At 34.6% G+C, this 22,716-nt stretch carries 30 protein-coding genes; 29 read left to right on the forward strand and 1 reads right to left on the reverse strand.

Annotated features, from left to right (window positions below; all coding sequences use genetic code 11):
- The 28 genes from DW019_RS11590 to DW019_RS15160 form a co-directional block, all read left to right on the forward strand.
- Positions 1–870, forward strand: an 870-nt coding sequence (locus DW019_RS11590) for an RHS repeat-associated core domain-containing protein (RefSeq protein WP_147353029.1), incomplete at its 5' end; no start/stop codon positions are given.
- Positions 871–911: 41 nt separating this feature from the next.
- Positions 912–1,718 (forward strand): hypothetical protein, encoded by an 807-nt coding sequence (locus tag DW019_RS11595; RefSeq protein WP_118443493.1) that lies wholly within the window; start codon positions 912–914, stop codon positions 1,716–1,718.
- A 614-nt stretch (positions 1,719–2,332) separates the two neighbouring features.
- Positions 2,333–2,647: a hypothetical protein gene (locus DW019_RS15535; RefSeq protein WP_243024151.1), complete on the forward strand. Its 315-nt coding sequence runs from the start codon at positions 2,333–2,335 to the stop codon at positions 2,645–2,647.
- A gap of 137 nt (positions 2,648–2,784) precedes the next feature.
- Positions 2,785–3,480, forward strand: coding sequence for a hypothetical protein (locus DW019_RS15540; protein WP_243024152.1), 696 nt, complete (start codon positions 2,785–2,787; stop codon positions 3,478–3,480).
- Positions 3,440–3,817 carry a hypothetical protein gene (locus DW019_RS11605; RefSeq protein WP_118443495.1) on the forward strand — a complete coding sequence of 126 codons (378 nt, stop codon included), beginning with the start codon at positions 3,440–3,442 and terminating at the stop codon, positions 3,815–3,817. The genes DW019_RS15540 and DW019_RS11605 overlap by 41 nt, the downstream gene beginning before the upstream one ends.
- Positions 3,818–3,975: 158 nt before the next feature.
- Entirely contained in the window at positions 3,976–4,131 is a 156-nt protein-coding gene (locus DW019_RS15150) for a hypothetical protein (RefSeq protein WP_182431121.1), read from the forward strand.
- Between the two features lie 70 nt (positions 4,132–4,201).
- Positions 4,202–4,792, forward strand: a complete 591-nt coding sequence (locus tag DW019_RS11610) for a hypothetical protein (protein ID WP_118443497.1) — start codon at positions 4,202–4,204, stop codon at positions 4,790–4,792.
- Between the two features lie 455 nt (positions 4,793–5,247).
- The gene (locus DW019_RS11615) at positions 5,248–5,715 is read left to right on the forward strand and encodes a hypothetical protein (RefSeq protein WP_118443498.1); all 468 of its coding nucleotides are present in this window, start codon (positions 5,248–5,250) and stop codon (positions 5,713–5,715) included.
- A gap of 207 nt (positions 5,716–5,922) precedes the next feature.
- Positions 5,923–6,516 (forward strand): hypothetical protein, encoded by a 594-nt coding sequence (locus tag DW019_RS11620; RefSeq protein ID WP_118443500.1) that lies wholly within the window; start codon positions 5,923–5,925, stop codon positions 6,514–6,516.
- A 43-nt stretch (positions 6,517–6,559) separates the two neighbouring features.
- The gene (locus DW019_RS11625; RefSeq protein ID WP_118443502.1) at positions 6,560–7,531 is read left to right on the forward strand and encodes a hypothetical protein; all 972 of its coding nucleotides are present in this window, start codon (positions 6,560–6,562) and stop codon (positions 7,529–7,531) included.
- A 97-nt stretch (positions 7,532–7,628) separates the two neighbouring features.
- Entirely contained in the window at positions 7,629–8,114 is a 486-nt protein-coding gene (locus DW019_RS11630) for a hypothetical protein (protein WP_118443503.1), read from the forward strand.
- A 30-nt stretch (positions 8,115–8,144) separates the two neighbouring features.
- On the forward strand, positions 8,145–9,350 hold the full coding sequence (locus DW019_RS11635; protein WP_118443505.1) for a hypothetical protein: 1,206 nt from the start codon (positions 8,145–8,147) through the stop codon (positions 9,348–9,350).
- Between the two features lie 21 nt (positions 9,351–9,371).
- Positions 9,372–9,506, forward strand: a complete 135-nt coding sequence (locus DW019_RS15685) for a hypothetical protein (RefSeq protein WP_279217653.1) — start codon at positions 9,372–9,374, stop codon at positions 9,504–9,506.
- 137 nt (positions 9,507–9,643) lie between these two features.
- Positions 9,644–10,723 carry a hypothetical protein gene (locus DW019_RS11640; RefSeq protein ID WP_147353030.1) on the forward strand — a complete coding sequence of 360 codons (1,080 nt, stop codon included), beginning with the start codon at positions 9,644–9,646 and terminating at the stop codon, positions 10,721–10,723.
- The gene (locus DW019_RS11645; RefSeq protein WP_118443508.1) at positions 10,716–12,782 is read left to right on the forward strand and encodes a hypothetical protein; all 2,067 of its coding nucleotides are present in this window, start codon (positions 10,716–10,718) and stop codon (positions 12,780–12,782) included. Before DW019_RS11640 ends, DW019_RS11645 begins: the two co-directional genes overlap by 8 nt.
- A gap of 91 nt (positions 12,783–12,873) precedes the next feature.
- Positions 12,874–13,074, forward strand: a complete 201-nt coding sequence (locus DW019_RS11650; RefSeq protein ID WP_118443510.1) for a hypothetical protein — start codon at positions 12,874–12,876, stop codon at positions 13,072–13,074.
- 179 nt (positions 13,075–13,253) lie between these two features.
- Positions 13,254–14,084, forward strand: coding sequence for a hypothetical protein (locus tag DW019_RS11655; RefSeq protein ID WP_118443511.1), 831 nt, complete (start codon positions 13,254–13,256; stop codon positions 14,082–14,084).
- A 78-nt stretch (positions 14,085–14,162) separates the two neighbouring features.
- A complete protein-coding gene (locus DW019_RS11660) occupies positions 14,163–14,390 on the forward strand; it encodes a hypothetical protein (RefSeq protein ID WP_118443512.1) in 228 nt (75 codons plus the stop codon).
- 30 nt (positions 14,391–14,420) lie between these two features.
- Positions 14,421–14,708 carry a hypothetical protein gene (locus DW019_RS11665; protein WP_118443514.1) on the forward strand — a complete coding sequence of 96 codons (288 nt, stop codon included), beginning with the start codon at positions 14,421–14,423 and terminating at the stop codon, positions 14,706–14,708.
- Positions 14,709–14,810: 102 nt separating this feature from the next.
- A complete protein-coding gene (locus DW019_RS11670) occupies positions 14,811–16,970 on the forward strand; it encodes a DUF5050 domain-containing protein (RefSeq protein ID WP_118443516.1) in 2,160 nt (719 codons plus the stop codon).
- A gap of 7 nt (positions 16,971–16,977) precedes the next feature.
- Positions 16,978–18,117, forward strand: a complete 1,140-nt coding sequence (locus tag DW019_RS11675) for a hypothetical protein (RefSeq protein WP_117479287.1) — start codon at positions 16,978–16,980, stop codon at positions 18,115–18,117.
- Positions 18,118–18,154: 37 nt separating this feature from the next.
- Positions 18,155–18,316 carry a hypothetical protein gene (locus DW019_RS15155; RefSeq protein ID WP_181975029.1) on the forward strand — a complete coding sequence of 54 codons (162 nt, stop codon included), beginning with the start codon at positions 18,155–18,157 and terminating at the stop codon, positions 18,314–18,316.
- A 307-nt stretch (positions 18,317–18,623) separates the two neighbouring features.
- A complete protein-coding gene (locus DW019_RS15305; protein WP_207663932.1) occupies positions 18,624–18,836 on the forward strand; it encodes a hypothetical protein in 213 nt (70 codons plus the stop codon).
- Positions 18,837–19,198: 362 nt separating this feature from the next.
- Positions 19,199–19,348: a TetR/AcrR family transcriptional regulator gene (locus tag DW019_RS15545; protein WP_243024153.1), complete on the forward strand. Its 150-nt coding sequence runs from the start codon at positions 19,199–19,201 to the stop codon at positions 19,346–19,348.
- A 70-nt stretch (positions 19,349–19,418) separates the two neighbouring features.
- Complete coding sequence (locus tag DW019_RS15550) at positions 19,419–19,571, forward strand: hypothetical protein (RefSeq protein ID WP_243024154.1); 153 nt, start codon at positions 19,419–19,421, stop codon at positions 19,569–19,571.
- Positions 19,572–19,630: 59 nt separating this feature from the next.
- Positions 19,631–20,428, forward strand: coding sequence for a class I SAM-dependent methyltransferase (locus DW019_RS11695; RefSeq protein ID WP_118443519.1), 798 nt, complete (start codon positions 19,631–19,633; stop codon positions 20,426–20,428).
- 90 nt (positions 20,429–20,518) lie between these two features.
- Positions 20,519–20,743, forward strand: a complete 225-nt coding sequence (locus DW019_RS11700; protein WP_181975030.1) for a Lar family restriction alleviation protein — start codon at positions 20,519–20,521, stop codon at positions 20,741–20,743.
- An 84-nt stretch (positions 20,744–20,827) separates the two neighbouring features.
- A complete protein-coding gene (locus DW019_RS15160) occupies positions 20,828–20,998 on the forward strand; it encodes a hypothetical protein (protein ID WP_181975031.1) in 171 nt (56 codons plus the stop codon).
- Between the two features lie 45 nt (positions 20,999–21,043).
- Here the strand turns inward: DW019_RS15160 and DW019_RS11705 are convergent, their stop codons facing one another.
- A complete protein-coding gene (locus tag DW019_RS11705) occupies positions 21,044–21,268 on the reverse strand; it encodes a hypothetical protein (RefSeq protein ID WP_182431122.1) in 225 nt (74 codons plus the stop codon).
- Between the two features lie 221 nt (positions 21,269–21,489).
- On the opposite strand from DW019_RS11705, the gene DW019_RS11710 reads away from it, so the two are divergent.
- Entirely contained in the window at positions 21,490–22,716 is a 1,227-nt protein-coding gene (locus DW019_RS11710) for a glycoside hydrolase family 3 N-terminal domain-containing protein (protein WP_118443520.1), read from the forward strand.

Here is a 22,716-nt window from a genome sequence, read left to right on the forward strand (position 1 = left end):
GAGAACCCGTACCGTTATTGTGGGGAATACTACGATAAAGAGACGGAGGAAGTTTATCTGCGGGCAAGATACTATGAGCCAAGTGTAGGAAGATTTATCACAAGAGATACTTATACCGGGGAAAGTAATGAGCCGCTGAGTCTGCATTTGTATACCTATTGTGAGAATGACGGGGTGAATGCATGGGATCCGAGTGGACATTATAAAATTAAGATGAAGCATATAAATGGAATGAAATGGAAGAAAAATTGGAAGGGAAGGAAATGGACTAAAAAGAATATTAGCATGATGAATGCTCTTTTAAAAAAATATGGTATTAAGAAGAAGAAGAGTATTGCATTGATGATGGCAACCTGTGATCAAGAGAGTGGTCAGGGAAGAATTATGCAAGAAGAGGGAGATGATAATTATTGTAGGAGTCATGGATATACAGTATATACTAAAGGTGCAGGATATATCCAAATTACAGGAAATGATCAACTTGATTTTTTGTCATATATAGGAGTTAAACCTAAGACAAATAGGACAGAGCAGATTTCAAAAAAATATGCATGGGAGGCTGCATGTTGGGAATGGGGGATTTGTCAAAAAGGTGGTCATAGTATGAATAAATATGTTAGTGATCATGGGAAAAGTATATCGGTTTTTTTGATTACTCAGTATTATATTAATGGATGGCCTTATAGTAAAGGTGATAAAAAATATGAACAATTTAATTCTGATATGACTTCATTACGAAAGAAGACAAAGAAATTTTCTTATAATAGGAAAAAGATAGTAGTTGATAATATGAAATATAGGGCACCAAGTAGATGGAGCGAGAGAAGTAAATCTTATGAAAAAGCTATGAAAGTGTTCTATGGTAAATGATGTGATAAATTTATTTACCATTGAGATAGGATGTGATATGTTTGAATATGAAAAGAAAATGGTTATATATTATTTTTAGTTGTGTATTTTTGGGCTTTTTGTTATTTGTTGTTAATATTTTTACGACGGAAAGGAAAAAGGAAAAAAATACTGAATTTCCAGTAATTTATAATGTCGAATATATGGAGTACAAGGAAGAACAATGGGACAGATTCAAAATTTATGTGCCATATGTGGAGAATCTAGGAAACCAAGATTTAGAAAAGACTATAAATAATGTTTTAAAACAGGAAGCGGTAACATGGTTGATGAATGATAATATATTTTCGAAAGGTCATAAGTCAGAGAAACCACGTGTGATATGTCAATCTAAGCAAATATTATCAATTGAATTGCCCTATAGAAGTGTTGGTGGCAGATTCATATCGTTTGTAAATCATTATATTACAATTGATATGCAAACTGGAAGAAAAATTACATATAGCGAATTGATAGAAAATGAAGGTAAATTGATTGATTTGTTAAGAGATGGAAAGTCAATTTTCTCTGATGGTACAATATATGATAATAATCAGAATGAGTCAGATCTATATATAAGAAAAAAAATGAAGGAAATGTCAAAAGATGATATAAAAGAACTTTTAGAACAGTGCAAAATGTCACAAGAGGATATTTTATTATATGATGAGGGGAAAGGAAAAACTACTGTTGAGACACGTGCGGATTTTTATATATCAGAAAATGCTTTTAGTATTACATATGTAGAGGGAACATGCCGTTACTATGTATCCATTGGATTAGAGATATTAAAGAAAGAAGGGGTAATTAATATGGCTTATTTTAGTTAAATTGCTATTATTACAGATTATTAGGCAGAAGTATCGTTCCTCTAAGTCGTGATACTACCCAGGAGTTTGACAGGTGAATATCGAAAAAATTACAAAAGTGTCCCCTCATTCTGCAAAAATCGACTTGAGTATTGCAATTGTTGTGTTTATTGTAAAATATAATTACCGAAAGTTGCAAATGAGAATTGGAGAATGTTGCAAAACATTCGTTAAAAACTCTCAGGAACGGTGTAGCGCCTGAGTGGTAGCCACCAAGTATGAGTTTTCCAATGAAAAGATCCATTGCAGACATATCCAAAAACCATTAACCTTGTTTTTGTTGTAGCAAACAAATAAAGACAAGGAGGAAAGGAGAATGTCAACTACAATGGATCAGATACATCATATCAGAGATTCATGAATCCAAACTGGACCCGTTCAAACCTCTGATTGATGAATGGCTGCTGGCAGACAAGCTTGCACCTCGAAAGCAGCGGCATACAGCCAAAAGAGTCTATAAACGCCTTAAAGATGAGGCAGATGGCTTTGAATGCAGTTACAGGCTTGTCGCTTTATACGTCAAACAGAAGAAAGAGGAATTACGGCTAAAGAGAACCGATGGCTACATTCCTCTTGTGCATCACCCCGGCGAAGGTCAGGCGGACTTTGGAACTGCTGATTTTTACGAAAACGGCAGGCTTCATCACGAAGCCAAGTATCTTGTGCTTAGTTTTCCATACAGTAACGGCGGCTTTCTCCAGCTTAATTACGGAGAAAACATGGAGTGTCTTCTGGAAGGTCTGGTTGCCATATTTGAGCACATCGGTGGGGTTCCCACTGAAATCTGGTTTGACAATACCAGAACCATTGTCACCAAGGTTATTAAAGGTGGCGGACGAGATGTAACAGAGCGTTTTCAGCGCATTACCGAATCAAGCCGGTATTCATGAATCCCGAATCCGGATGGGAAAAGGAAAACGTAGAAAACAAGGTCGGCTACCTGCGTCGTAACGAACTTGTACCGGTTCCCCGCTTCAATGATCTTGCAGAAGAAAATCGTCATCTTCTTGAACGCTGCGAAAGCGACATGCAACGTGAGCATTATGATGACGATGATAATCGTTTTATCAGCGAACTGTTTGAAGAGGATAAGGCACGTTTGCGGCCACTCCCTTGCGTACCATTCGACACGGCTCTTTACACGACCGCGACAACAGATAAATATGGCAAGTTTACCCTTGATGCAGGAAAGCACCGTTATTCTGCTTCACCGGCTTTTTGTGAGTCAATCGTCAATCTTAAGATTACATCATCTGCTGTGATTGTCATGGATACCGACATGCACGAAATTGTCCGTCACAAGCGCCTTTATGGTGATGAGCATGAAAGAATGGACTGGCTTCCATATCTTACATATATCGCAAGGAAACCACGCTCTCTGCGAAACAGTGGCATTTATGACATGATGCCCCAGACCATGCAGCTTTACATGGATAACTGCGAAAGCAGGGAACGGGGGCGGGTCTTAAAGGTTCTTGCTGAACTTACGGAAAGAACAGGATTTGCCAGCGCCGTTAAAACAGTGGATGAAGCAGTCCGGCTGAATGCAACAGACCCGGACAGTCTGCAGAGCCTTTACAGACGAACTTATGCAGATGTACCGCTTCTGCCTCCGCTTGAGAATAAAGCTTTACTGCCACAGCAGAAGGTCATTCCCTTTAGGAACGATCTGAAGATGCTGGATGTTGCCCTTAAGAAGGGAAGATATTTCCTATACCTATGACGCCAACAATAACCGGAAACAGATGACAATCGGAAACAAGACAACCGCTTATCAGTACAACAAAAACGACGAACTGCTCCGCACCGATACGCTGCATACCGACACGGAGAAGAACGATGTGGTAATTTACAAAAATGATAAGAACGGGAACCAGCTTGCTACCGTGAACCGCTCTGAAATTCCGACAGAAGCAAAGGATACGTCTTACATCGATGTCGATGTGACGCTGGGAGACAATCAATTGAACGATAACGTAGTAAACCATTATAATGCTTTGAATCAGCTGACCGAGACGCTTACGAAAAACTATAAGGATGGTATCATAATGTTAGAATAACTTCTTTCTAGGTGATTGGTCTTTAGTATCTATCAACTCAATTATACCATATCTAGTCAGGAGTTATTTGCTTTTAAAGAGAAATGTGTAGTATTTATGTGGCTTGTGGCGTTTTGCAAACGCCTAATCTAAAATATTTTATACGAGGAGAATTGAGGATGAAAAAAAATATTATTTGGGGAATTAATATTATAGTTATTATTATAATTGTGTTTTTGGTGAGTTGTTTTTTTAGAAATAATGCAAACGAAAGTAATGATATTAAAACAGTGAAAAATACTGCAACAGTAAAAAAAAACGGTACAAGATGGTAATTATTCGATTGGATTCTATAGTTATGAAAAGAAAATCCGGAATAAGACAAAAAAGTGCTGGATACCTTTTGTGGATTTTGCTAGTTTAGAAACAACAGATGAGAACCTAGAAACAACAGATGAGATAAATGATATTTTGTTTGATAGTGCTACAAAGTGGATGAACTATTGTTTTGTAAGCTCAGTAGCAGAACGAGAACAACCAGTAATCAGGTGCCATAACGATAGATATTTGTCAATTGAATTAACATATCGTACTCATGCAAACAAAGTTTTTGAAATATGTAATTTTATCACAATTGATTTGAAAAGAAAAAAAAGAATTTTTTTAAAAGACATTGTGGATAAGAAGACAATTATTAAAAAAATGCGAGAAGGAACAGATGTTTATTTAAAAGAATTTGCGGTTTTGGATAAGAAAGAGAATGAGAGGGCAACTTTACGGTTTCGTGAATCCTTAAAAAAGACTCCCATTACAGAGTTAGAAAAAATGGTGGATGAATGCTCTATGGATGAAAGTATGTTTCCATCTGTATCTAATGCAAAAAGAACCGGTCTTGAAAATAAAAGTGGATTTTACATACAGGGGAATATACTTGTTATTGATGATGCAAGAATGCGTCAACATGGTAGGATAATTATAAAAAATGTAATTAGCTAAGTGGAAAGCGGTAAGTACTTCCTAATTATATCAGCTAATAGGATATAATTATAAGGATTTTTTAGTTGTATAGTAAAGGATAAGTATGAGCAGAAAAACTTGTTATTTTTTTTGAAGAAAGTTGGAGAAGAATAATCATCATATATATGTTAAGAAATTAAAGATGTTAATGTGGTAAAACAAAATGTATATAATAAGATATTTGCGACAAAAAGTTCTTGGTATAAATAGAAAATGATTACGAAGAATGTCCTTAAAATGTTTTGTGACAAAGATGCTGATAGCATGATCTAAAATATTATTAAGGAGTAATTAAGGAGATAAAACAACTTACGATAGATACAGATAGGGAATCTCTCAGTGTAAGTAAGAGAGACGTCCAGTTTACATAGTTGCAAGATTTAAAGAGATTTGTTGACCGTCTGTATTGGTGTGAAGGAGAGTAGAAATTATATATGAAAAAAAGCATGTGTGCTAAGTGGTTTGAAATAAAATTATGGAAGAAACTAATAATTCTTTTCCCTATAACTTTTATAATTATTTTTGTTACTCTTTTTGAGACAACACCTGTTAATTTGAATGCTTCTAATATTTCAGAAATATATATTGGCATGCATAGTATGATGACGGATGATATTATTACTGGAAAAGCGTCGATTAAAGGGAGAGAAGATGTTGAAAATGTTGTTTGTAGTTTGAATCGAATAAAAGCAATTCGTGGAAAATATTCTGCTGAAGAATTAAGTGGTGAACCACCACAGGCAATGATTACTTGTTACGGTGAAAGCGGTAAAGAGATTTATACAGTTAAATTTTATGATGGTTTTATGATGGTAGACAATGAATTATATAGGATTACTGGCAAAGTATATAAAGAATTAGCCGAGTTGTGTGACAAGTATGGAGAGTGCCAAATTAATTGAGTAAGTCAGGGAAATTGTGAAATATTAGGAAAAGCAAATTGACAAAATCTGTGTTTATTAATATAATAGACACAGATTTTTGTTGTCAAAGCGTTATATTAAAAGTTATGGATTAATAAGGAGGGGATGAAGCTATGGTAGGCGTCAAGTAAGTTTTACTGAAACATTTATTTGTTCGTAGTAAATTATTTAAGGGAGGATTGTTTTATGATTTTAAAATTAATTAAGTACAGTTTAACGATGTTATTATGTTGTATAACTCTTATTTCATGTGGACAGGAGAACATTTCTACAAATAAACCGGATATTGGCAAGAAGGAGAATTATTCTACCGGAACGCCGGATATAATAGAAAATTCTTCGTTACCAACTCAGACTCCGAAAAAATCAAAAGGCAGAAATAAATCAAAGAGAGGGGAATTACAGGCAATATATGGGAAATGGAAAATATTAGATATGGTTGGATACGGGTATATTTATGGAGAATTTTCAATGAAAGATTATGTAGGAGGGACTGTCACTATACGTGAAAATTATATTGAGACTAATCTGCCATTGGGTAGGTGGAAATTAAAAAATCCAATTTATAAATTGGAAAAACAAAATGAAGAGGATTTTTGGGAGTATAGTCATGCTAATATTCATAGTGGATTTGGTTTTAAAAGCGAGAAAATTAAAGCAGTAACAGTCTTTGATGATAAGGATGAATGGGATGAATTTGGAAATATATTTTGGATTAGAGATAAAGACCATCTGATATTTTTTGGACCTGTTTATTTTTTGGCAAAAAGAATAGAATGAGTACATACTTAGAAATTTTACAGAGGATTCATACGAGGGGAGTATGGATGAAGATGGTTTTAATTTATTAGAAGGAAGCATGGAAAAAAACACAGAGGAGTATTTTGGAATGAAAAAAGTAAAATACATTATATTAGTTGCAGTGGCAGGAATATTGATTTTTTGCTGTTATCGGATTGTATTTGCACCACATTCTTACCGGGATGTTGTTTCTCGGGAAATAGATAATATACAGCCAAGTATTAATACGAGTTCTTTTGAAAGTTTAAGTGTACAGAAGTTTAATGATACAAAATATTATTTAGATGAGAATAATGCACTGTGGTTAAAAAGTCCAAAGGAAGAGAAAATTTGCGTTAGACAGGTTGCATATTTTCTGGTGTGGCAAAACCGTTTGATATATACAACTACCGACAATATAAAAGCGATATATGAAATGCCTCTCTTAGGGGCCAATAAAAAGTCTGAAAAGAGGGTATCGGAGGAGGCACGGATTATATTTTGTGATAATCAATTTCTTTATATTTATACGGCTCAAAAAATGTTGCTTAAATATGATTATTCATGGAAGGAAATTGAAGCAATTGATATGAAGAAAAAAGGTGTGGAAGTTAATTTTGAAAGAGCATGCGTTGTGAAAAATAAAATTGTATTTTGTACAGAAAGTGATGGTGCGGATGGTTTTGATATGTATTTGTTTGATTTAAAAACAAAGTACATACAAAAAATTCCTTTTTCTTCAAAAGAAACAAATGAGTATGCAATAAGGAATGATGTTGTTCGTTGGAAAGGAGAAATCTACTACATGAGATGTAGTTATAATGATGGAGATATGAATAATTCACTTACACGTGCAGAATCAATTGACGATGGAATATATAGATTAGATTTGGCAAAAGGAAAATTAGAAAAGATATCGGAAGATGTAGGGGAATTCTTAATAGTGATTGATAATAATCTATGTGTTGTTAGGGATTCGTTTATGTTTGGTATGACGTACAAAAAGGTCCAATAAACTGCAACATTTATAAGTGCTGAATCGTTGTATTATATAAAAGGGAAAGAGTTGACAGAACAAAAAGACTGCTAAAAGAAAGGGAGGAACAAAAGGGATGGCGCTCCGGTACAATAAAAAGTTAGTTATAATAATGATTATGTTAATATTGCTTAGTTGTACAAGCTGTGGTGTGAAGCAAAGTAAGGATAAGCAAGAGGCAAAGAAAAAGATAACAAGAGAGGGGGATTATTCCTATGCAAATTCTACGGATATAGAATTTGTAAAATCAAAATTTCCCAATATAGAAGAAATTAAAGCTGTATCATATATATATGAGAAGAAAAGTAACGATAGGGAGATTGGATTAGAATGGATACATTTTGAAGGCATCATAAATATTGGTGAGAATTTCTCGGAAAAAATTGCAAGAGAATATGATTGGGAACCGTGTGATACTATACCAAATTTATCAATAAAGACAAAAAATACGGATTATATGTATTGCGAGGAATTTACGGATGACTATACGTCCGATTCATTTGTTGGAGAATTCTATTTTGTTCCAAGTAGTAAACAACTAATATTTTATGGGGAGTATTAAAGAAGTTAATTTATATGCGAGGGGATTTGGATGAAAAAAATCATTTTAAACAGTATATGTCTGTTAGGAATAGTATTACTTTGCTCGTGCAGCAATACGTCGGTATCCGTAGCACCGAGAAGCGAAAAAACACCTCATGCGACGGAAGAAAAATCAAAATCACATGAAACGAAAACGGAAAATGTTAATACCGATAAAATGCAAGGGGTTTATCTACGCAGCTGCAAACCGGTTTGGCAATATTCTCAGGTGTATGACGGAGATTACTATTATTTAGTAACGGATGGTAATTGGAACTATACGGTAATGAAAAATAAAGAACCCATTGGAAAGTTTTTAATTCCCAAAGGCGGAATCATGGGGACTTTTGCGGTAGAAGGCGATAAGGCGTATACTATCATATATTCAAATGATGAGGATGAATTATACCCTACATATTTAGCGCAGATAGATTATAAGAAATCCAGTATTAAGAAAATAGATATTGATTTTACTATATTAGACCGTGTGTATGGTGATGATAGGTTTGATTACATGCAGATACAAGATGAAAAAATATTTTTTGATAATCGTGAGAAGTATCCGGACGATATTTATCATTTGAATCCATATAAAAGTGGACAGTTTAGCATGTATGATATAAAAAAAGAAAAAATGACAGCACTCAATATACCAAAAGAGATGCAGAAGGCATTGCCCCATGTAAATTTAGTTGGAAATGCTTTTTGGTATGCAAATGAAATCAAGGGGAAAGTTGCTATCTATACTTATAATTGGAAGACAGGGGAGCAAAAGAAAGCTGCATCGAGTAAAATAGACAAAAAAGCAAAAGGAAATTTGATGATATATGTGGATGAGGATTACATATATTGTAGTGAGCTGGCAATTCCAAGACATGGTGGAAAAGCGAAAAAGGTTTTGAAAGATGCAGTAGTGTGTCCCGAGTATTGGTATGGCAATAGGTCGGGCAGCAGGTTTTTTTCGTCAAATTCTAAATATCTTTACTATTTAGATAAAAACTATCATTTGAAGAGATATGACAAAAGAACCGGATCGGTGAAAGGGTATGGGAAAGAGAAGTACATGAGTGTGGATTGTACAGAAAAGGGAGTGTATGTAAAAAAATATAAAAAAGTTATGTTTCCGGGCTATACCGGGTCTGGGTGGTATTACGATGATGATATCGAGGATCCTGATGTAAAAGAAAGAACAAAACTAAGATTCTTTAAGGAATAAATAAGGAGAGTTAAACATGCTTTGATGCTAATAGAGGAAGATATTGCAACATTTTTGAAGGGTGAATCGTTGTATTATATAAAAGGAAAAGAATTGACAGAACAAAAAGAGAGGGAGGAACAAAAGGGATGGCAATCCGGTACAATAAAAAGTTAGTTATAATAATGATTATGTTAATATTGTTTAGTTGTACAAGCTGCGGTGTGAAGCAAAATACGGATAAACAAGAGGTAAAGAAAAAGATAACGTGGGAGGGGGATTATCCCTATGCAAATTCTACGGATATATTTTGTGTGGAGAAAAATAATTTATTTTCATATGACATAAACGGAGAAAATAAGAGAAAGCTAAAGGCAACAATGGGGGAAGGGTGCTTGATTCGAGTAACGGATGATTGGTTGTATTTTAAGAAGGAGATTAAAAAAAATACCCAATATGGGATAGAAATTGAAGCAGTATGCCGCATTCCTTTAAAGAAGGGGAGAGGTGGGAGAAGTGTATTAGCAGGCAAAGAGCAAAACGTTGTGGAGCATTTGGATGGAGTAACTGAAGCAATAGTCGTAGATAAGTATCTTGTTTATTTACGCTCTGCATCATGTGTAAACTATAATAATTCTTTAGTGGGGAGTTATATTATACAACAAGAAGATGAGATTTTTTTAGTTGATCTGAAAAATAATAAAACAAAAAAGTGCATCGTTCCAAAAGAAATAACAAGTCTAAAAATACTGGAGTGGCAAGTGTTTGGAAGTTCGTCGAAAGGAATTGTATGGGGAGAAGAGGCTTTGTTTTATTATGATATTAAACAAAACAAAGTTAGTTTGATTAACGAAAAACAGACAAGTAATGTGGCATTTGACCCATTAAAGGATGAAGTTTATTATTGCAAAGAAAATCGCCCTCAAATAATAGAGAAATATAGTATTAAAACGGGTGAAAAGAGTGCGATAATAACCAAAAAAGAAGTTTTACCGGTGCTTGTTAATTGCCTGTGTGTTTCTATGGATGATATAAAAAAATTTAGCATAGAGGAATTGTATTATAGTAAAGAAAAGATTTATTTTTCGGTAAAAACAAAAGTGAAGGGCGGTTACAATAGAGAGGTATTGTTATCCTATCAAGTAAATAAAAATTTAGTGCTTTATGAGCCGGAATTGGATAATGCAAAACATTTATATTTGTCGTGGAATGAGAAAAATGTATTTATGATATTGTTAGGTTGTGTTCAAGGCAAGTGGTTTTGGCAGGACGAAAATGGGTTGCTAAAATATGATAGCAAAACAGGAGCTGTCCGGTTATGTGATAGAGATGGAATGGATAATGAAATTTATGCAATTAAGAGTATGAAAGAGTTGAGAAAGTGGGATGAGTAAGATTAAAAAAATTGGTTTGGCAGGAGTGGTACTTGCAATTGTTTTTGTAGTAGCTTTTATCTGCTTTAATAGAAAAGAGAAAAATAAAATAGAAGAAAAGGAAACAAAGAAAAATGAATGTGCAGAAATGCAGTTGTTTGAGTATCCAACACAAATTCCGGATATCAATGCACAATCAGAGGGCTTAAAGATGATTTGTGCGGATAGAACGGCAAAGTATTGGCAGATTAGCGAAGGAAAATGTTATACGATGCAGTCCGATGGTGATAGAAATTATATAGTTCTTTGCAATGGAAATACAATTGGCGGTTTTTCTTTGTCTGATGGTTATATAGCAGGACTTGTAAGATACAAAAAAGAGTTTTATGCACTGCGAATATGTGCCAATGAATATACGGATAAAGACACCAAATTTGAAGAGGCCGTTTATAAATGGAGTATTGGAAAAATAGATTTTAAGAACAATGCATTTGTAGAAATCTTTAATGCTAGTGAAAGCAGGTCGGACTCCCAGATACCGGATGCTTATGATGTGTGTGTTTATAAGGATAAAGTTATTCTTTATTACCAAGAGAAAATACATATTTGGAACATGACAGGAAAGAAAAACAAAGCCGTTATAAATGCGCCACATCTACCGCAAGGGGATTCGGATTATACGGTATATGATAATAAGATATTTTATGGTATCCACGATGAAAATAAGATAAATTTGTACTATTTTGATATGCAGAATAATATGGAAAAGAAATTTTATTCATATGTTAGCAAAAATGCAGTTAAAAATTGTTCTGTCAGTATTAAATTTGATAATGAAAATTTGTATGTGTCAAATTGCATGGTAAATAGACAGGACGGAACAAAAAAACAAATCTTTAACAACGCTGTCAAAGATGGCGGAGATGTATTGTTTTCATGCACAAACAAAAATATATATTATTTGGACAAAGAACGTCAGGTGCATAAAATAAACAAGGTGAGTTTAGCGGATACAATTGTATATAAGAAAAAGGCGTCCGATGTACAGACATCAAAAGATTGTTTGTTTATTAAGAAATATGACGAAGAACTGGAACCTGATTATGAGACTGATTATGGTGAAATACAAAATTGGGATGTGCCGGACAAATGTAGAGTTGTTCAGATGTCAGAGCGTGGGGGAAAAGCAGTGCAGGTGGGAAAAATCAATGAAAATATGGCGGACTGTCCGGATGTGAATGCGAATAATTATTTCCAAAGTGTTTGTGATGCTTCGCAGTATTCACAGGTAGTAAATGGGAACTACTATTACCTCCGTATGGACAAAACGAAAAATAAGTATTTTGTGTATAAAAATAGGAAAAAGATTTTGACGTTTACATTGGGAAATCAAGAAAGACTAATTGCCTTTGTAAGATATAAGAATGCATTTTATTTTGTGAAACAGCGCGACGATGATTGGGAGGACTTATTTAACATATATTCTGCAACTATATACAGGATTTCTGAAGAAAGCCAAAGACCGGAAGTTTGCTTTGAATGGAAAACGAGAATTGGATTTTTGGTCACTTTGGACGAACAATCATCATTTTTTAATAAATGTTTTCTTAGTGGTGGAAAATTTTGTTTTGTAAGACGAAATTTCCTTTATGGAATTCGGTTGACAGATGGAAAACTGGTTGATTTTAATAACGTATCGAAAGGCACGAAAAAGAGACTTGGTATCTCTTATAAAACTAAAGTACAGTATAGTTCAGTGCTTCGTGTAAAAAAACGTATGTTAAAAAGTGCATATATTCAAACAAGAACTTTATATGATTTTAGCAGTAAATATTTGCTTTACATAGATAAAAAGTTTAATCTGTGCAGATATGATATGAGTAATCAAAGTGAAACGGTAATTGCAAAAAAATGTGTTGGAGTGGCCTGTATAAAAGGGAATATATGTGTACGAAAATACAAGGCTAATATGGCATATTTGAAATGTGATGAAGATGATGAGGCAGAGAGCATATATGACAGTGATTGTCCAATTTATCAAATGACGATGGATGGAAAGGGCATTTGTACATTACGTTAAGCTGATTCGGCTGAAGTAATTTAATTATGACGATTCTCGTGGTGGAATTTTTTGATTACCGAAGCGTTATTGATTAATACGGAGGATGTAAATGAAAAAGAGGAAAATAAAACAGAAGAAAAGAAAATGGCTTTATGTTAGGGGCTATTCAAAAGAATGGGAATTTCTTGAAGACAACGATAAGGAAGCATCCGATGAATGGAGTGATGTACTGTATCGAATTCGCTGCGTGGATGGAAAAGTTGAGAAACTGGAAGAAAATAACCCGGTAGATGAAACAGAAATGAGGTGAATTGTAGCTGTGGAAAATAAATATATCCAATACGATGCAACATATTGAGGGCTAAATTGTTGTATTTGAGGAAAACATAAATTGACAAAATCTGTGCTTGTTAATATAATAAATATAGTTTTTATAGTGCTAAAGCGTTATATATCAAATGATATGAATTAATGAGGAGGGTGTGTATTATGAAAAAAACTAAAAATATTCTAGTTACGGTAGGAATTGTAATTTTACTTGCGGTGATAGTCTATGTTCGTAGCAGGATTTCTCCATTGTTTGGTAATTATAGTGTTGAAAAGATTGAAAAAAAGGTAGAAGCAAAACCAACGATGGACACAAAATCACAAGAAACAAAAAAGTCTCAGGGGAAAACTGAGACTTTACAAAAAGGTATCAATTCGTATTGGAATATGCAAGGAAGTGGTAAAGTTAAATTTGATGCGAGTGCAGGTTTTTATGATGAATGGGGAGATATTCCGGCTTTGAAGTATAAAACAAAAATGAATTTTATAAAGATTGCAAAACTAAAAAAAGGCATTCTGTATCACTTGAAGATTGAACAGGCATCAGATCTTAAGATTCCAACAAAAAGGCTTAGCCTTGGTTATTTTTATGTGAAAAAAAATAGGATAATGCGTATATGGGAAAATAACGATTATGAGGCACAAGGAAATGTTTGGACGCTGTCGAAGAAAACGTTAAATAGAATCATAAAGACCAGTGAGATTCCAAAGTATAGTACAATTGTTTGGCAGAAAAAGACATATAAAGATACATTAAAACACGATAAGATAGACTGGCATCAGTACTTAAAAAAGATTCAAGATTCGCCTAAAAAGAGACTGCGTTATGGTGGCTACTATCAATATCCACAGCATTCAGGATATTGGGAGACTTTTATTTGGGAAGAAGGAACTGGGTTGATTTTTTACCAGAGTGGATATAGAGATGGGGTGGAATGTATTAGGTTGAAAAAGAAGGGTGTGAAACTTCCAAGTGATGTATGGTATGATTGAGGTGATTTTACTGCAACATTCCGGAAAGGTGAATCGTTGTATTTGAGAAAGTGTTGATTTATATGAGGGGGTATCCGAATGAAAAAAATATTGTTTTGCCTGTTTTTGGGCATCAGTTTACTTGTTAATGTTGTTTTGAGTATATTTGTATTAAATAAAGAAAAAACATATGTGCAATTATCGCAGGACAAAGTAGTTTCTGTAGATAATGCTAATCCGATTGACAGCTATTTTGATAAGGTGATGAAACAAGATATGACATACGCTGAAATCAGGGGCAAGCAAAGATTATACGGGAAATTATAGGAAACGGAATATGAAAATGTGATACACTGGTTGAGTGAACGGTGTAAATATGAGGATGATAAAAAAAGCATAGAAAAATTTGATTATCAGGTGAAAAAATACATAAAAGAGGCACAAGCTGTTTTGCAAATAAGTAAAGCAGAAACAAATTCGTTGAATAAATCACCGAGTGAAAGAGTAAAATCCTTGGGTGAAACAGCAGAAACTTTACGTGATGAAGGAGAACTTTACCGAGATATTTGTTTACAAATAATAGAGAAGTCCGGTAACAAGTATAGTTTTTTGAAAAGAGATTACGATAAAGTAATTATAGAATAGTTGGTGCACAAGTAAATGCTGTACCTGAGTTTATGAAAGATTACAATTTGGGCGGCATAAATTACAGTGAGCCATTTTCAAAATTAAGTGTGGAGGGATAAAATGGAGGAACTGCGTTACAGCAAAAAAAGAATAAGGATTTATATTGGTACTTTATTGGGAGTTATTCTGGCAATAGGTTTGATAATAGTATGTAATCACTGTGTATCTGAAAAGAAAAGTGATAGCAAATATAATGAAAGCATAGAAACTAATGGGAGTATTTTAAACAATATTGTTTTTGGTGGAGAACTGGCAGAAGAAAGTGGAAAAATCTATTATTCAAATGCAAACGATAATTGGAGTTTATATCGTAAAAATTTAAAAGGAGAAACAGAACAAAAACTGCATGATAATAGATGTGACAATATAAATATAGGAAAGGGATGGTTATTTTGCAGAGATGTTAAAAATCATCAAATTATTAAAATGAGATTGGATGGTAGTAAAAAACAGGTTATTTATAAGGGAATAATTGACAATTTGGCTTATTATGGAGATTACCTATATTTTTTAGAGGAAAGAGAGGGAATACAACATATAGCCAAAATTCGATGTGATGGAAGTGAAAAAACATACATTTATTCCAATCGTGAAGATAGAATTTGCAATCTTATTTTAGTACAGGACTGGATTTATTATTACAGCATGAATGATAAAATGATAGAAAAGGTAAACATTGATGGTTCATCTAATACAAATGTTGTGAAAGCGGAAATGGATTTTTTTATAGCGGACAAAAAAGGAATTTATTTTGCCGACAAAGAGAAACAAAAAGTTTGTTATGTGGATTATGACGGAAAGCACTTATCTGTAATCAGTAATAGTTGTCCAAGGTATATGTACATTTTTGAAGGACAGCTATATTATTGCAATGGAAATGATAGTATATGGAAAGAAGAACTTCGAGAAGATAAATCCGAAAAATATGTTGATAAAAAAGTGTTACGTTTTTACAAAACCGACAATGTATTGTTATATTATTATATAGAAAAAAGCGGTAGAGAGGAAAAAATATGTCAACAAATTTTAAGCCGTGAGAGTATACAGCCTGTTAAGGTTACAGATGAAACGGGGAAAAAATGCACGTTGAAACTTGCTAAATTAAATGAAAAAGATACGGGAGTATATTTTAGAGAGGCTGATCCCACGAGTGTGTTCGGGCAGATTGATAATGGGCATTACTATTATTTGAAATCAAATAGCAAAAGGGAATATAAAATTTTTAGAGATGAAGATGTTTTTGTGGGAGAATTTACGTTGGATTATGGATACATATCCGGTTTTGCTAAATATCAAAATGATTTTTATGCTTTTATAACAATAGAAGAAGGAGAAGCGGAGGTGGAGACAACGAGACAGGCACTTGTTCGTGTCGATTTGAAAAACAAAAAAGTTCAATCAATTATAGATGATTATGAAAAAACAGAAAATGCGGATTCACAGGACAATTATTTTCGGGCTGATCATTTATATGATTATTCAGCACTTTATCAGCAATGCATATATCATGATTCAAGAGATGAAGTGATAGACAAAAAGTTGGATTATCAACCATATAAATCCGGCAAATCATTACAAAGATTTAGTATTAATAATAAGAAAAGGACAGAGAAGATTTTATCTACATCGAATATGAACGAGGCTAAGCCGTACCTGACTTTTGTTGATGGACAGATTTTGTATGGAAGGCAGAAAGGGAAAAAAGTATATTTATATGCTTATGATTTAAACACAAAAAAAGAAAGTGAAATATTATGCTATAAAAGAAAAAAGGCATATAAATGTTATGGAGTACCGCCCTTTCATCCAACTAACTACGATTGTGTTTTTGTGACAATGGATGAAACATATATTTATTGTCAGGAGTTCGCAATTCCCCGCAAAGGTGGGAAAATGCGGCCATTATTGAGAAATGCTGGAGAATATTGGGGAGGTCAATTTGCATTTTCTACTAATAGAAAATATATTTTTTATTTGGACAAGAAGTATCGGCTTCATCGAGTTGATAAAAAGACAAGAAAGGATGTTAAATTATCAAAGAAAAAATGGATGTCAGTGTATGCCACAGATGAAAAGATATATCTAGTGGAGTACGATGAAGATATAGTGGGAGCATATTGGCAGGAAGATGAGGGGGATGTAGTACAGGACCATGATTATCCGGGTGAAAATGCTTTATATTGCATGGATTTCCAAGGTGATATGAAGAAAGTAGGATGAAACATTTATGAAGGGAGATAAAATGAGAAAAAAGGGGAAATTAATAATTATTTGCTGTATTTTATTTGGAATTATGTTATTTATAGGATTGGCATATTGGATATTGATTTTTATTCCAAGAGAGAGGATGAAAGGATGCTATTTTGGTTATGAACAAATGCCAATAATGTCAAACGAAAAATATACTGGTAAAATTGATGCAAAAATGGAACATATTCTAATTGAAGATCATGCCGGAACAAAAGTTACAGAGCTTGATTTATTAGGTAATAGCCCAGATCAAGTGGTGTTAGGGGAGAAGACCTTTTTTTTACTATATCGATGGGATGACCAAAAAGGAACTGGAAAAATTGTTCAATATGATTACAAGTCAAATAAATTAAAAGAATGTAGGGTGTCTAATGTTGCAACAATCGCATGGAAAGACAACTATTTATTTTTTGGAAATTGGGATTTAAAGGATGATTACCGTTATTATTTTGAATCTTATTATAAAGGATTTTATGCAAATTGTTATATAGAGGAAGAGAAATTTGGAAAACAGCCGAAAAAAATAATAAAGAATCATGACTGGGGATGCAAAATTGGAAATACCAAGATGTATTATCATGAAGAGGGCTTTTTTTCAACAGAACCTTCATGGTTAGATTATGCAGGAACCTCAACGGGAAATTTTACGTTGGATGATGTGAAATCTAATTATCAGGCAGAAACAAAGCAAGAGAAGATTAATCGAACTTTACTTGTGAAGGAAATAGGGCAATGTGGTATTTCAAACCCTAATTATTTAATAGTCGAATACCAAATGGGAGATAAGATTTATGGTGTTTGTAATGTGTTACGAGAGTATATTCCAGCATATCCGATTGAGTCAAAGGATGTGGTTATGGCGTGCTGTTATAAAATTAGTAAAAAAAATAATAAGTTGAAGATATTAAAAAAGCAAAGTTCCAGTATTGCAATAATAGCAGAAAATGATGAATTTGTTTATCAAACTGACAATAAAATTATCAAGAAAAATTTAAAAACAGGAGATACACAAACAATATTTACATTTAGCAAGTATTTTTCTGCAAATATAGATGTGCAAGGGGATTATTTGCATATTTATGAGGGAGATAGGAGCAGCTACATAAAGTGGACGTAGAAGGAGGTAGATTGTTGTCAATGAAAACAATGAGAATGTGGCGGAAACGTATGGCTATAATCTTTTGTTGTGTAAAATCAAAAAAGAACTTTCGCAGAACAATACAGATGGCAGTGCTAGTTACCAGATCGTAGTAAACGAATATGATAAGTCTGGCAAACTCGTGGAAACAAAAAGCAAACAGTCTGTATTGGTGTGAAGGAGAGGAGAAATTAATGCAAAGTATTTTAGTTCAATTATTAATGAATAAAGAATTGTTATTAATATATGAGATAGCATCATTTGCTATTTGAATTATACTTCTTTATGTAACAGAGAAAACACAAATATACTATGATATATGCATTTTTCTTGTTGTTGCGTTTGATTGTTTTATGATAGGGTCCTTTTTGGGGGAACAATTATTTTATAATGAGGTCTCTTTTTTTGTAGGAGGACTTATTGGGATGTTTCTTTTGATATATATACATTTTAAAAGCAAAAGTGTCATTAGAGAGATTTTTTCAATGTTGACAATAGCGAAAATTTTGATAATTATAAAAAATTTTACGACGCCTCATGAGTTGCCGGAGCAGGAATTAGAAGTTTTTAAGATATCTTTTATAGGTGCTCTTTTGGCAATTATAGTTATTGTAATTATAAGAGAAGTTATTAAGCGGCGCGGAATGTATGACTTCAAAACAAATGATAGTTACTATAAAATATTGTGTGTGCATTAGACTGGAATGAAAATTCAAGTGGCTTATTTTTTATCCTTAATACCATATTAAATATAAGAGAATTTTGGTATGTGATATTGTAGCCGTTACCGTTGTTTGTGGTGTTGGTACTGTTTATTGCAAGTAAATTGTCAGTAAAAGCGGTAGTTGGAATGTGTATTGCAGACTATGTTTTATTCGTAGGAAAAGAACTTTTTTATGCAAATCATGGGGGACTATGTTTTTTTGAAGTTTATGGCGTGGTAGAAATTAATCTTTTGAGAATTGCATTGTGTGTTATGTTTAGTCTTATAGTAATGACATACAGAATTTTGTTACAGCAGTTGACAAACTCCCCAAATTAGACTAACATAACAAGTGTTATGATGAAAAACAAACAAGAAACCATTGAAAAAATTAAACAGGCGGCGTTGGAAGAGTTTTACGCCAATGGATATGCAAAAGCAAGTCTTAGGACAATCTGCTGCAGGGCGGGTGTTACGAAGGATTCCGAGAGCGTGTTGAAAAAATGATGGAGCAGTCATTTCTTACATATTACCGGAGCCAACTTAAGACAATGCCGGATAAAGGATTGATAAAATATTGGCAAAGCAGCGGCTAGACAGTTGTTTGCGGATTGTAAAAGAGGATTATGACATGGAATACAGCCTGTGTTTAGTGAAACAGATTGGTATTTACGCCGGAGGCGGAACCGAAAGATTAATAGAGAGTTTAAGAAAGCTTCACAGAGACTAACTGTGGAGCTTTTTTTACAACATAACAATTCATAACAAACGTTACGAAAGGATGATACGATGAAAGAGAAAGTAAGTGTGACCGGTGTGCCGGAGACAATGATTCAGACTTTATATGCGAGGGCAAAGGAATCGGAGAAAGACAATCCGATGATTCAGGATGATATGGCAGCAGAGATTGTGTCAAAGCTGGATTACGATTTTTCTAATGCGGATAAAGATAAGGCGATGAGTTATGGTGTAATCGCAAGAACGATTGTACTGGATGAGATGGTAGAGCGGTATTTGAGTAAAAATGCAAAGACCGTTGTGATAAATATTGCCAGTGGTATGGACACAAGATGTTACCGAATGAAAGGAAAGTATCTGCGCTGGTACAATGTGGATTTGCCGGAAACAATGGAGATAAGAGAAAAGTTTCTTACGGAAAACGGGCCGATTTATCAGATTGCAAAGTCAGCAATGGACGCATCCTACACGGATGAAATCGTGTGTGACGGCGAAAATGTATTGGTTGTGATTGAGGGACTTTCTATGTATTTACAAGAAAAAGATGTGCTACAGATGTTTTCCATTATAGAGAAAACTTTTCCAAAAGTTACCGTTATGATTGAGACGATGTCGCCGTTTGTCGTGCGTCATATAAAGGAAAAATCAATTGAAGGCAGTAATGCAAAATTTACATGGGGTGTCAAAAACGGAAAATTGCTGCAAAAGCTTGTTCCGGCATTTTCATATAAACAAGAAGTAAGCCTGATTGAAGGCATGAAAAAAATGATGCCGATATATCGTATTATTGGTAAAATTCCTGCAGTCAAAAATTTTTCAAATAAAATTATTGTTCTTGAAAAAGAATAAAAGTTAATGAGGTAAAAGTACATAGCCTATTGACTTAGCATTGCCATCTGCCTTATGATAGAGCAAAGAATAAATGAAAAGAGGAAAATTATGAACATCGATGAAATGTTAGAAATTAGCGATTGTCCATTATGTGATGGCGGTGCGTTATTAGAAGAGGAATGTGGATGTAGTTATTATGTATCATGTCTGGATTGTGGATGTCATACGGTAAATATTGATTTCCGTTCGGATGAAGAGCGCTTGGATGCCGCCAAACGTGCAGTTATGCTTTGGAATACCGGAAAGGTAATATCAAGCAGTCCTGGCGAATGAGAGGCTGCCCGTGAATGTCCTTATGAACCGTTTCTAAAAAGCTTTCATACAATAAAATAAGAAACATAAGGCGGGCAGATACCGATGAAGGAAAGGACAAAAGTAATTGTGGACGACACAACCATTTATGAGGTGGATTTAGCGTGTTATGAATCTTTGACGCCGGAGGAAAAAAGAAAATATTTCCCGCAGGCATGGAAAGAGGAGAACGGTTCTATTGGACGGAATCATTCATTTCAGACGAATCGTAAATAAAAAATGAGGCGGTTATCCGCCCCATTTTTTTGCATTAAGCAATTTTCAATTAGCAGCCGCAGCCGAATCCACCGAATCCGTTATTGCCTCCGCAGCAGCAGAGGATAATGAGAATCCAAATGATGCAGCTGCAATCACCGCCCATGCCGCCGCCAAAGCCGTTACCACAGCCGCCGCAGCAAAGAAGTAAAAGGATAATAATCCAGCAGCAGGAAGAATTGTTCTCGTTGCAGGAGCATCCTCCGCCACAGTTTGTTGCTGACAAATCACTCATAGGTTTGCCTCCTAAATTTCATTTACACTGTTATCCTATGCAGGGTGGCTTGGGTGATTTACACAAAAAAATGAAAAAAAAGACGGAAATATTTTATTTGCATATAGACAGAGAATATACTATAATATTGACAGCATTATGATTAGTGATAATATGGCTTTTTTGCGTTAGATAGTGAGAGAAAAAAAGATAAAATGAAAAAGAGGGATTCACGACGATGAAACGATATCAGTGGATGGGGATTATGCTGAGCCTTGTTTTGCTTCTGTGCTCGTGCGGTACGGACAAAGAGGTTGAGAAGAAAGCCGGCGAAAGTACGAGTACACCGTCTGCAACAGCGAGCGTTACGCCGTTGATTTCAGAGGATGAGGCTTTTTCAGAGGCAGAGAAGATTGTAAAAACAATGACAATTGAACAAAAAGTAGGACAGATGTTTTTGGTGGATTTACTGCAGTTAGATGTATCACCATCGGTGGACGGAACCGCTTATAAGGCGACGGACAGCATGAAACAGGCAATTATTGATTATCACCTGGGTGGCGTCTATCTTACGAAGGAAAATATTAAGTCGCAGAAGCAGACGAAAAAACTGGTGCAGAATTTACAGGCGAGCGTTGTATCAGGAAGTGCGCTTTACGTTGCCGTAGAGGAAGACGGTGGTGGAGAAAATTCCATTTCTGCCAAAGTTGAGGATTTAAAAGATACCGGTTATGTTACCCCAAAAGAAATGGGACAAAATATGACGGCAAACCAGATTTATGAATCGGGGAAAACGATTGCCGGAGAATTGACGAAAATCGGTATAAATCTGAATCTGGCGCCGGTGGCGGATTTGGCAAGTGCCCAAAATCCATCGTATGCAATGCGCTGCCTGGGAAGTGATGCGGATGGCGTGGCAGATTTGTTGGATGATTTTGTAAGTGGCATGCGCGAGGGCGGACTTTCCGTGACGCTTAAGACTTTTCCGGGAATTGGTAATGTTTCTGCGGATGTGACAGAGTCAATTGCCGAAAATACAGACAGTCTGATGACGATACGTGATACGAATTTTGTGCCGTATGCGAGCGGGATTCAGGCAGGCGCTGACTGCGTGATGGTGAGCAATGCCGCATACAGTAAGTTGACGGTGAAAAAAGTACCGGCATTTATGTCGCAGGATATTGTGACGAAACTTTTACGGGAAGAACTCGGATTTGATGGAATTGTTATGACAAGCCCACTCAATGATAATGTGATAGAGAACAATTATACAAATGAATTTGCCGTAGTGGAAGCGGTAAAAGCAGGATGCGATTTAATCGTCCTGCCGGGGAATTTCAAGGAGTGCTATGAGGCTTTAATTACTGCCGTGGAGGAAGGCAGGATTGATGAAAAAGTGATTAACACATCCGTCCGGCGAATCTTACAGAATAAGATTCAAAGGGGCATACTTGTGTTAGAATAA

The organism is Clostridium sp. AF37-5 (assembly GCF_003477605.1).
GTDB lineage: Bacteria > Bacillota > Clostridia > Lachnospirales > Lachnospiraceae > Eubacterium_F.